This window comes from Shewanella sp. SM101 (genome assembly GCF_025654465.1).
Taxonomy (GTDB): Bacteria; Pseudomonadota; Gammaproteobacteria; order Enterobacterales; family Shewanellaceae; genus Shewanella; species Shewanella oncorhynchi.
Genome location: NZ_JAKKRH010000006.1, coordinates 154,307 through 166,488, shown reverse-complemented (window position 1 = coordinate 166,488; position 12,182 = coordinate 154,307). Strand labels below are relative to the sequence as shown.

The following is a 12,182-nucleotide window of genomic DNA, read 5'->3' as shown; positions in this document are numbered from 1 at the left end:
CTGAATATACGAGTTTCAGAGCGCCCAGGGTGCTTCAATTCAAGGCGCATTAATGACAGAATGTCGGCGACCTTTAGTCGCTAAAACTCATCAGAAAGAGGACGGGTCCACCTATGAAGATTACTACAATCGGTTTAGATATCGCAAAGTCTGTTTTTCATGCTGTTGGCGTCGATAAAGCGGGCAAGTTAATCAAAAAGAAAATGCTTAGACGCAAAGACTTGCTGCCCTTTGTCGCGAAAATTGAGCCTTGCCTTATCGTTATGGAGGCGTGTGGCGGCGCGAGTTATTGGGCCAGAGAATTCGAGCAATTTGGGCACGTAGTTAAGTTAATTGCCCCGCAGTATGTGGTTCCTTTTAGGCAAGGTAATAAAAATGACTACAACGATGCGCTAGCCATTGCCGAGGCTGCGCAGCGGCCCAACATGCGGTTTGTAAAACCCAAAAGTATCGAGCAGCAAGATGTGCAACTGCTCCACCGAATGCGCGAACGATTAACTAAGCAATCCACAGCGTTAATCAACCAAGTGCGAGGCATGTTAGCAGAATACGGCATCGTGATAGCCAAAAGTAAATCGGCTTTTAAAGTACAGTTCCCAGATATTTTAGCGGATGAAACCAATGCGCTGACCACTAAAGGTCGGGCCATTTTTTATCACTTATATGAAGAATTTAGTGATATAGAAAAACGGCTTAAGAGTTGTGATGCACAAGTGCTTACTGAAACTAAAAACAATGTGATTTGCCAGCGTTTAGAGACTATCCCTGGCATTGGTCCAGTCACCGCTACCGCCTTTTATGCCGCCGCAGGTGATGGTAAAGATTTCAGTAATGGCAGGCACTTTTCAGCTTGGTGTGGCTTGGTTCCCAAACAACACAGCAGCGGAGGTAAAGATAACCTCCTTGGGATAAGCAAGCGGGGAAATGCGTATTTACGCACCCTGTTCATCCACGGCGCCAGAGCGGTGTTGCAACACAGCCAGAATAAGCAAGATAAGTTTAGTTGCTGGGCAATCCAGTTAGCAGAGTTAATAATTAATCAACCAGCAAGTTGCTATGACAATTGATTTGATGATGAGACAGTCAGACTGATCTACTGAAAACCTTAGCTCGCCATAGGCTCATAATGAAGCCGCAAGGATGATAAGGACAGTAGAAGCAGATATCCATCAGGGCCAGAGGCATACCTCAATAACAGGCCGAATATATGGGTGCAATGAACTCTTCTCATAATCGCTATCGAATGTCTTGCAAACCGGATGGGTCCATATATGGCGTGAATGCCATTTATGCAGGAGCAATAAATGGCCTTGCCTAAAGTGCGTTAAATTCCCGCTGAATCCTGCATTTTCAGGTTGTTTGGGTATATACCCACGGCGAGTTTGCCGTGGGTTTCTTCTTACGTCCATTTTACTTAGCGCCCGTTTTACCAAGAAAGTCCCATCTGCGTACTTGTCTCCTCAGGTTTCTTATCAAGTAGTCTTAGCTCGGTGAGGTGAATTTGCGCTGCAATTTGGCTGCGCAATTTTTGATAGAGACGGATGGCTAGTTCAGGCGCGGCTTCATTGTCGGGAGTATGGATAAACAGATAGGGTTCTCGACCTTCTGCGAGCCACTGCGGGAGTTGGGTCAGCCAATTATCAAAAAAGGCATCGTTATCCTTAGGTAAAGCAGTAACGCCTTGCTGTGCGAGTTGTGTTACGGCATCGTCTGGTTGGCCGATAAAGCGCACCACTGGATTATTGGCGGTGGCAATCGCATGCACTGGCACTCGAGGTTTTTTCTTGTGAGCGTCGATAATCGCGACATTGCAGGGCGGCAGTGCAAACAAGGGCCTGCTGTCCATGATGATGCGATTCACTTTTTTATCGATGAGTAATCGATTAAGCGCACGCTCGGCATCTCCCTTAGCAAAAAACGCAGCATGCCTGACTTCGACGCCATAGATTAACCCTTGGGGGATTTGATCTAGAAATTGCGCTAACGCAGACAAGTTTTCTGGGCCGAAATGGGCGGGCAGTTGAATTTTCCAGATCCCTGTTTTATCGATTAATGGTGTCATTATCTGGAAAAAATCTTTCAATTCTTGGCCGCAGTGTTGCAATAATCTTTGGTGAGTGATGGTTTGCGGTAGTTTGAAGGTAAAACGAAAGCTCTCGGGCGTGGCACTGTGCCAATTCATTACCGTTTGCTGTGCAGGCGTTGCGTAGAAGCTGGTGTTCCCTTCGACAGTATTGAATATTGTCGCGTAACGGGCGAGTCGCTCCGCTTGTTTAGTTCCGTGACCATACACACTTTCTTGCCAATTCGAGTGCGACCACATGGCAAGCCCAAGGCGAAAATGGTTGGGTTGATGTAACGGAGAGCACAATCGGTCCAAAAATAAATTCCTTTAATGCGATTTGCGCGTACCAAAGCTGCGCCCTGATGTTGACCAACATTTTAGGGCATTGTGCCGATATCTGTCGTCCAGAGTCAAATAGTGCCACCGATGGCCTTAAGTATTGTGTTTGATTTTGTTTGAATTTAACTCTGTAAAAGTCGGACTTAACTTAGCCAACTCTGGAATGACATTGAAAATTAACCTACTCTAATAGTGCGTTATTATTATTTTTATGCTTATGATCAAACTTAGGACTTAGCCAAAGACGGACGTTTATTGGAGAATTACGTGAATAATGATGGCTACACTTCCTTAAGCAATTTTATCGACCTTCTCTTGGATGCTATTTGTGTCGTCGATAAAGCGGGGAGGTTTGAATTTGTCAGTGCAGGGGCAGAACGTATTTTTGGCTATACCCCAGAAGAAATGATGGGTATGCAGATGCTAGATCTTGTCATTCCAGAGGATAGGGAACGCACTCTCGCAACAGCCAATGAAATTATGGCAGGTCGCTTTAAAGTCGATTTTGAAAACCGTTATGTGCGTAAAGATGGTGTTATCGTCGATATTCTTTGGTCTGCACGTTGGTCCGATGCTTATCAACAGCGTGTCGCAGTCGCTAGAGATATTTCTAAGAGCAAAAATGCCGAACGTAGACAAGCAGCCTTATATGAGATTTCAGAGGCTGTGCATGTCGCTGAGGACTTGCTAGCCCTATATCGTAGAATTCATGAAATTATTGCTAAATTATTGCCTGCAGCAAACTTTGCTATTGCATTGTACGATCAAGATTTAAATGAATTAAGTTTTCCTTATAAAGCCGCTACTGGCGAGGATTCGCTTATCGATATTGCAAGTTTCAGTGTGTTCACTGACCAAGTGATCCGCAGTGCTGATTCTTTACTCCTGTGTCCCGTGACCTTAACTGATTATCCCCAAGCGATTCGTGAAGATTTGGGTAATGGCTGTTTAAGTTGGCTGGGTGTGCCGCTAAAGCTACAGAAAGGCGTTATCGGCGCTTTGATTATGCATAGCTTGCCCACTTCGGCTTCATATACACACCAAGACCGTGAGTTATTGGAGTTTGTTTCTACGCAAATAGCTTTTGCGATTGAGCGTCGACAAATGCTCGCGCGATTAGAGCATATTGCACTTTATGATCAGTTAACCTTGTTACCCAATCGTGAGCTTTTTTACGATAGATTTCAAAAGGCGCTATCTCGAGCCCATAGGGAATCAAGTTATTTCTCTTTGCTTTATTTAGACTTAGATAAATTTAAGTGGGTTAACGATACTTTTGGTCATAGCGTGGGCGATTTATTACTGCAAGTGACTGCACAGCGAATAGTCAGTTGTGTGAGGGGCTCAGATACCGTTGCGCGTTTTGGGGGGGATGAGTTTGTCATCTTACTTGAACGAGTCGATTCAGCACATAATACCCTGCTGGCCGCGCAAAAAATATTGCAAGTATTCGAGCACCCCTTCGAGCTTGCCGAACAGCAGATCCATATTCTGCCGAGTATCGGTATTGCTCTGTATCCAGAGCACGGTGAAAATGAGAAACAGCTTATTTCCTGTGCCGATGCCGCTATGTATAAAGCTAAAAAGAATGGCGGAAATCGAATTGAAATGGGTTATCAAGGATTAAGAAACGTACATGCTGAGCTTCGACCTGAGGCCAATATTCCTGAAAATAAAGCGATGAAGATCATTTAAGCTTGCTTTAGGTAAGCCATTGTAAGTCTATAAAGAAATAATATGTAAAGAAATGCCCGCAAATGTCACTGACACTTGCGGGCATTATTGTATGGAACTGTTGATGTAATCTTTATATAAAATAAGGCTTTTGATTACAGTTTGAAGCGATTAACTTCCTGCTGCAATGATGCGGCTAAATGGGCGAGCTCTTGAGCTTGGACCATAGACGTTTGTGCCTCAATCGAGAGATTCTCTGACACTTCACGAATCGACTCTGTATTACGGTTGATTTCGCTGGTGACTGAGGTTTGCTCCTCGGCTGCAGTGGCAATTTGGCTCGCCATATCTGAAATATCATTAATGGCTTTGCTGATTTGCAACAGACTTTCACTGGCTGAATTCGCATCGGCCACACTGGTTTCTGCCATTTCATGACTTTGAGTCATAGACTTAACGGCTTTGCCTGCGGTTTGTTGTAGGGTTTCGATCATCGCTTGAATTTCTTGTGTCGATGAATGCGTACGTTGTGACAGTACACGCACCTCATCAGCAACTACAGCGAAGCCACGACCTTGTTCTCCTGCACGTGCCGCCTCAATGGCTGCATTGAGTGCTAGTAAGTTGGTTTGCTCTGCGATGCCACTAATGGTCAACAAAATGCTGTTGATCTTTTGTGAGTGCTCGTTCAGTTCACCGATAATTCGCCCTGCAGTTTCGACTTCACTGGCTAAATTACGGATAGATTGCTGGCTTTGCATTACCTGTTTATGGCCATGGTTTGAAAGTCCGACCGCATTTTGAGCGGTCTGCGCTGTATGCTCCGCATTACTGGCAATTTCCTCGGTGGCGCTGGCCATTTCGGTCACCGCAGTGGCAACCATAGTCACTTCATCTTGCTGTACTTCAATGCGCTGACTGTTATCCGTTGCCGACGCACTACTTCCTTTGGCTTGATATTCCAATTGACCCGCAATCTTGTGCATGCGGGAAATCATACCGTGTAGACGTTCTACAAAGCGGTTAAAACCCGAAGCTAACATACCAATTTCATCGTGACTGTTGGCAGTATGAATGCGCACAGTGAGATCGCCATCGCCCTCGGCAATATCATTGAGTGCTTGGGCAACGCGTTCGAGATCTTTGAATTGAATTTTAAAGATGGCGATTAAAATCAAACCAAACAGCACCAATAGTGCAACACCTACGGCTGACATCCACCAAGCAAGATCGGTTGCCTGTGACATGATTTCTTGCTTATCCATTACGAAAATCAGCGCCCAGTCTGTTGAGGGTATTGCCGCAACATAGACTAACTTAGTGGCACCATCGAGGTTTCGCTCTTCCATCGTATTGGCATTAGTGCGCTGTGATAACCAGTTATTACTAAAATTACTATCGATTTTAGTGAGTTGTTGAGTATTTAGCTGGCTATTGGGATGACTAATAATGAGCCCTGCATTATCGACCATCAGAGTGTAACCTTTGCCTGGTACTTGGAGGCGCTGCACTGCATCTGTTAACTGATCTATGGTTAAGTTTGCAGCCGCTACGCCTATGAGCTGGCCTGAGCTCATCACAGGTTCAGCTATAGTTACGACTTGTTTTTTCAATGTGGCGCTGACGTAGGGCGCCGTCATGATCATTTTACCCGCCGTTTTAGCATCCATATACCAAGGGCGAACGCGGGGATCATAATTTGCGGTATTCAGCGACGGATCTTGGCGATACATGTTGCCTTGCTCGTCACCATAGTAAGTGAGGGCAAAGTCAACCGCAGTATGCGCTTGCAACAAATGAGGGGTAACGTTGGTACTAGGATCGGCTTCAATGGTTTGCTTTAGGCTCGTAATGGCCATTTTTCTGTCTTGCATCCACTGACCTATGCCGGATGAAAAGGTATTCGCCAGTTGGTCAATTTCATGTTGGGTGTTTTCTAACGCATTATTTCTAATGAAATAACTAGAGATACTTACGAGTACAGCAATAGTGATCAGTACAGCGGAAAGACTGCTAAACAGCAGCCGCGTTTTGAGTGTCGATCGCATAATCTATATCCTTTATATTCCGTTAGCTCTCTAACGTTGTTTTAGTATAGCGGCAGTACGGGGCAAAACATTAAATCATTGAAGAATTATAGTAATAAATTTAGAAGTGACGCCCATAATTTATGAATTTAATAATTACATGATTTTTATATCAATAACGATTGCGTCAGCGGTTGTTTATTTGATGAACGGATGGAACTTAGCAGACTAAACTGAAGAGATGAATAATATTTTACAGGTGATAAATAACATTAGTTATCGTCAGTAAGCCGTTAAAATACATAAGCTCAAGCTAACAATTTAATTAAATATGTCTCTGGTTGTGAGTGTGATTAATTCATTATTCAGAATGCTGGCTTGTTTATATCAAAGGTTAGTGAGCTTAATTTCGCGCAGGTAGCATCTTGTGTGCTGGTTCAAGTTTAAGACTCATCTGTAACAGAGCATAAAAAAGGGACTCCTAGGAGCCCCTTGTTCATTTTAAAATGACCTAAATATTAGTGGGTCATCTTATTTTTGATCAGCACACAACGCTGCTCTATTTGACGGGTTTCCAGTAGATTACGGCGGGTAAGGTTAGATAGCCCAGTTTGGCGATCAAGTACTTTGTCCAATGCCGCTATGCTAGTGTAATTACAATCGGTTGGGATGAGGAAATGGCTATAATTACGCATAAATACTGGCCCTTTTTTGTCCATATCCATTAAGCTCGTCAGACGCTCTTCCGCTGTAGCTGCGCTTAATAGTTTTTGCTCAGCAGGATAAAGATTTTGCATAATAATCCGCTGTTTGGAGAAAGGCAGGCTGTCTAGATGGACTTTACTTAACCAACGACGTTTTGCGGCCGCTTCAGGGCGGATCACTTGTGCCGCAAGTGCCGCTTTTTCACCAGAGTCTGAATTATCCTTGGCAGCTTCTTTGGTTAAGCGCTGCAGCGCGTTAGGAAAATCATAGCGATTAAGCTGGGTGATGATTGCCCATCGTAAATCTTGATCTAAGGTTAATCCCTTGATTTTTGTTTCACCGTCAATGAGTTGCGCTAAATGACGCAGTGAATCTCTGTCGCTTGCTAAACTGACATAGGCATTGAACCAGATCCGTTGGAAGTCATTATCGCCTTTATTTTCCATTGCTTTTCTCAGACTCATTTGGCTTAAGCCTTTAATTGCATTTTCAGCGTAGTTTTGCTGAATAGGGGCGATCTGAGCGAGATATTCCTTCGAGCGCAACATGCTATCGATGATCTGACCAACAATCGTGTAGTCCGTCTCAGCTGGCGCGTTAACAAACACTGTGCTTAGGTATTGATCTAAGCTCAATTTACCTTCGCGGACGCTGTCCCACAGACTTTGCCACAGCATAGATCGCAGTAGTGGATCGGAAATATTACTCAGTTGTTGTTTTGCGGTATTAAATGACTTGTCATCAAGCTCGACTTTCACAAAGCCCCAATCATCAAAGTTTGGATAGACTAGGTCTGGGCAGCGCTCACCAATCAGTTGTTTAACTTCGGTACGCTCGCCTTTGTAAGTCACTGGCACTGTAATGTCATTTCGCAGATCAAAGCGACCTTGGGTAAATAGAGCCACTTGGACTTTTTGTTCACGTAATGTGGGTAGTTCTGCGCTTGCAGGGAGCTGTCGTAGGCTAAATTCGCTGATTCGGTTGCCCTCACAACGATATTCCGCCTTGATGGTGTTAACGCCCGCGCTGTAGAGCCATTCTTGAGTCCATGCACTTAAATCGCGGCCAGCGGCTTTCCCTAGGCTATTGATAAAATCGTCTAACTCAGCGTTTTGATAACTGTATTGTTTTAAATAGTTACTGACGCCACGACGAAACACCATGTCGCCGAGTAAATGGCGTAATTGTTTTAGCGTTGATGCGCCTTTTTGGTAAGTGATAGCATCGATATTGTCGAAGGCGTTCTGAGTCGTTGCTACGGGTACTTCAATGGGGTGCGTGGTGACTAAGCTGTCTTGCTCATAGGCTTTTTGCTTGCCTTTAGCGTAGAAGGTACGCCAAGCATTGGTGAACTCTGTGGCTTCTTGAGTCGCAAGTGTGCCCATAAATGAAGCAAAACTTTCATTTAACCACAAGCCATTCCACCATTTCATGGTGACGAGATCGCCAAACCACTGGTGCGCCATTTCGTGCATGATCACGCCCGCAAGATTTTGCTTCTGATCCGCTGTCATAGCCGCTTTATGAAGGAAGAGATCTTCGGAAAAGGTCACTGCGCCTGCGTTTTCCATCGCGCCATAAAGGAAGTCGGGCACTAGAATTTGATCGTATTTCTTAAAGGGATAAGGAATACCAAAGTAATTATCGAAAAAAGTTAACCCTTGTTTTGTATAGGTAAACCAATCTTGCTCCGTGACTTGATTAGCAACGGATTGACGGGCGAACAGGCGCATAGGATAGCGGCCTGAGTTGTCTTGCCACATGTGATAAGGGCCCGCGTGCATCGAAAAGTTATATGGGCTTAGCTTAGGTGTTTGTGGGAAAGTCCAACGATTGTAAGCACCTGCTGGGGTGATTTGGCTTTCACGCATCGAGCTAATGACTTGCCAGTCTTTGGGCGCTGTTACCGTAATTTGATAGTTAGCCTTGAGATCCGGTTGGTCGAATACTGCGAACATCTGCTGAGCTGCAGCGGGTTCAAAATGAGAGTAGAGGTAGACCTTGCCATCGATTGGATCTTTAAAACGGTGTAAACCTTCACCATTGGTGCTGTGGGCACGGCTAAATTGCACTTCAATGGTATTTTCGCCTGAGGTGAGCAAACGCGTATTTAAGCTGATGTAAGCGCCATTGTAATTGGGGTATATGGCGGTACCGTTGATGATAAAGCGTTTTATCTGCGCCTTGTTTAAATCTAAGCTCAGTTGTTTTGGCACTTCACTTAATTGAAATGTCACTTTGGAGGTGGCGGAAAACTCGGCATCCCCTGTGAGCTGAAAATCCAAGTCATAGTGAATATCGGAGATGACCTGCGAGCGAAGCGCAGCCTGATATTGGCTAATATAAGCGCTAGCATCACGTGGACCCGTATTGAGTGTACTTTGGGTTGCACACGACATTAATGTGCCGCAGGTAAGGGCAACGAGACTGGCTTTAAACAAGTTCACAACTTAAATCCTTCAACGATTTGTTTTGTTTTCTGCTTGGATGTTTGCATTCAATATCGTGTGTGTAGGTTTGCCTTTGTGGCAAATTATCCCTCGCGCCAGCGCCAATTTTGAGCATCATCATCGCAGTGTATTTTGGCCGAGTACACTACCTTATTTACCTTGGATTACCAATGTTAAAAATGTAAAAAAAAGCCAGCGTTAACGCTGGCTTCTTGAGATTACTGTTTGGCAGAATTAAGTGCCAATAGGACAATTACATGCCTAAGAAAGACTTAGACTTCATCTTACGGATTTCTTTTTCATCAGACCATTCGATAAGGCCTGTTTCTAAATCCATTAAACGCATTGTCATCTTATAGTAGACGTCTTTAGTGCTACCTTCTTGCTTCACTATGCTAGATAAATTGCCATATAACATGTATTGAGCGCCAATTTGACGACCAAACTTGATGGCGGTTGATGGGTCAACCATGCCAGTGTTATTTTGGTAATCCAGTTGTTTACGGACTGAATCTACTTTAGTCATGTCGATAAAACGGAACTTGCCTGAGCGCAATAATTTGTTACTGATAGAGTCAGTGACAGACTCAGTGTCGATATGTTCTGAGGTTTTGTTTTTGATGCTATCAACAAATAAAATCGGGCGGTCATTGGCTGTTATTGCCACGATAGGAGGGAAAGTCATCATGCTATCCACCATCTTGGCTGCAATAGCTTGTAGATCCGTCGAGCCAAAGTTCTCATTGACGGTTTCAACTTCTGTGGCATCGCCATATTCGACTTTAGATTGACATGCAGCTAGACCCATAACGGCAGCCAGTACAAAAATCAGTTTAAATTGTTTCATAGTCAGTTCCATTTTGTGATTGTATAAACTTAATGACACACGTCTTATTCAAATACCACAACCGCTAGGCTAAATGATTATTGAATAAATTCGGGTGTAATTACCAGTATCAATTGCCCAGACTAAGGTGGTTTTGCCTGCTGCAACATCAATTTTAGCCGGTGGCGCTTTGTCTAACTGCAAAGTGTATTCACCTGCACTCAAATAACGCCGCCCGATCTGTGCTTGTTTAGGGAGCGTCAGCCAACTACGACGATCCGCTTGTTCTGTTACTACGTTAAAAATCTGCATCGCAATGCTGCCAATATCGGCCGCATTGTTCCCTGGTTTACCACTCTTCTCAATCTGATAGGCCATCTCAGATTTAGCATAGACCCTAGCGACTTGACGAACTAGCGTCGCGGGCAGATCTTCCTTGAGTGCTGTGATGGCTAAGGCATCGATATTGGTAATAGGTTCAGTTTTCAGCACTGTACCTAAACCTTGCACTTGCGTCTCTGGCACAAAAGTATTGTTTGGCATGTAGGTAGCGAGTGACACTGTCTGCCAGTTACCATGGATAGTAAAAGGTACCGTGAGAGCTTGTTTTGCTGGCACAAAGCCGCGCTCGACCATCAAAATTACTTGGCCATCTTTGGGGTTGGGCAATTTAGCATCGCCCCAACGGCGCTTAAACTCATCATACTGTGGCATGCCGAGTTGCTTGGCGAGGCGGACCAGATCTTGCTGTAAATAGGTGTTATCTGGAGTGATTTGTGCTGCTTTACGATAATCGATATAGGCATCGTTCGGCTCACCCAGCACTTCGTGCAGTACGCCAGTGGTGTAATAACTGTAAGCGTTTAAGAAAGAACTGGTGACTGTGCCCGCGGCTTGTCCTAGTTTGTTAACTTCGGCATCTATGGTGCCGTTTGCCATGGCTTGAACTGACTTTTGTGATTTTTGATAGCGTTCTTGCTCGCTGCTCTGTAGTTCGTTACTGCGACGAACTTCGACTAGAGCCCCCTGATAGTCGCCACTAAACAAATAGTTAAGAGCTTGGTATTGGTGCAGCATAATGCGTTCATACCCAGGGCCCCGGTACGGAATCGCATTGTCGTTTAACACTAAGCTGCTGGCTGTTGCGCCAATGTCACTAACGCTGACTTTGGCCTTATCATCAAAGGCGGTATAAGCATCTACTGCTTGCTGATAATATTTTTTACTGGCAGCAAAATCGCCGGCGACTTGAGCAATTCGTCCCGCTTCTTGGGCATAGAGTAAGCCGTCATTGCCATTGATATTGCTGGCAAGTTTGTCGATATCAGCCATGGGAGTCGCACTATTAAGCTCTTGTTTGAGTGGTTCAATCTGCGCAGGATAATTAATGAAAATACTGTTATAAGCGCAGCCAGATAAGTTTAAAACCAATCCCATTGCAAAGGTTGGTGCAATAAATGCGCGAGAAAAAGGTGTAACGAAGGACAGTTTCATTATTGCGCTTCACCTTTTTTGATGGATTGGGCTGAAATCGCCTGAGTCTGTTCTGGCATAAGTGAACGCTCGAGTAATGTGATCCCTTGAAGGTGATCAAATTCATGTTGAAAAATCCGTGCAATAAAGCCCGTTAATTCAGTTTGTTGCCACTCGCCTTGTAAATTTTGATAGCGTACTTCAATGGCTTGATGTCTTTGTATCGTAAATCTTTGCCCCGGTACAGATAAGCAGCCTTCTTCTCCGCTGACCAACTCGCTTGATGCATTAATGATTTGCGGATTAACCACGACCACAGGCGACATATTAGGCGCGTCGGGATAACGCTCATTAGGGCGAGAAGCCATAATAAATAAGGCTAAAGGGCTGTGAACTTGGGGGGCTGCGATACCAACTCCATTGGCAGCGTCCATGCTGGCAGACATTTGCTCGGCAAGATGCACGAGCTCGGCATCGAAATGGTGCACTGTGATTGCAGTCTGCCTTAGAATGGGTTCACCCACTAACGCTATGGGTAATAGAGTTGGGGTTTCTTTTGGCATTAAATGTTTAAACATCGCATTCCCTGGATATTTTGCAGTAACTGTTTTTTAATCAAAGTT

General features: G+C 44.6%; 7 protein-coding genes and 1 pseudogene. 2 read left to right on the top strand and 6 right to left on the bottom strand.

All coding sequences use genetic code 11. The features are described from left to right. Positions 1-113: 113 nt before the first annotated feature. Positions 114-1,028, top strand: a pseudogene (locus L5M38_RS05295) (IS110 family transposase); the annotation flags it as partial. Positions 1,029-1,426: 398 nt separating this feature from the next. Here the strand turns inward: L5M38_RS05295 and L5M38_RS05290 are convergent. After that, complete coding sequence (locus L5M38_RS05290) at positions 1,427-2,380, bottom strand: DUF72 domain-containing protein (protein WP_263178512.1); 954 nt, start codon at positions 2,378-2,380, stop codon at positions 1,427-1,429. A 291-nt stretch (positions 2,381-2,671) separates the two neighbouring features. On the opposite strand from L5M38_RS05290, the gene L5M38_RS05285 reads away from it, so the two are divergent. Next, on the top strand, positions 2,672-4,099 hold the full coding sequence (locus tag L5M38_RS05285; RefSeq protein ID WP_263178511.1) for a GGDEF domain-containing protein: 1,428 nt from the start codon (positions 2,672-2,674) through the stop codon (positions 4,097-4,099). 134 nt (positions 4,100-4,233) lie between these two features. Here L5M38_RS05285 and L5M38_RS05280 read toward each other — a convergent pair whose 3' ends face one another. The 5 genes from L5M38_RS05280 to def form a co-directional block, all read right to left on the bottom strand. Then, on the bottom strand, positions 4,234-6,126 hold the full coding sequence (locus L5M38_RS05280) for a methyl-accepting chemotaxis protein (protein ID WP_263168118.1): 1,893 nt from the start codon (positions 6,124-6,126) through the stop codon (positions 4,234-4,236). A 497-nt stretch (positions 6,127-6,623) separates the two neighbouring features. Beyond that, positions 6,624-9,257, bottom strand: coding sequence for an aminopeptidase N (gene pepN / locus L5M38_RS05275; RefSeq protein WP_263178510.1), 2,634 nt, complete (start codon positions 9,255-9,257; stop codon positions 6,624-6,626). Between the two features lie 256 nt (positions 9,258-9,513). Next, a complete protein-coding gene (gene lpoB / locus L5M38_RS05270; protein WP_263178509.1) occupies positions 9,514-10,107 on the bottom strand; it encodes a penicillin-binding protein activator LpoB in 594 nt (197 codons plus the stop codon). A 69-nt stretch (positions 10,108-10,176) separates the two neighbouring features. Continuing rightward, a complete protein-coding gene (locus L5M38_RS05265; protein ID WP_263178508.1) occupies positions 10,177-11,580 on the bottom strand; it encodes a COG3014 family protein in 1,404 nt (467 codons plus the stop codon). Further along, on the bottom strand, positions 11,580-12,137 hold the full coding sequence (gene def, locus L5M38_RS05260; protein ID WP_263178507.1) for a peptide deformylase: 558 nt from the start codon (positions 12,135-12,137) through the stop codon (positions 11,580-11,582). Before def ends, L5M38_RS05265 begins: the two co-directional genes overlap by 1 nt. Positions 12,138-12,182: the final 45 nt, after the last annotated feature.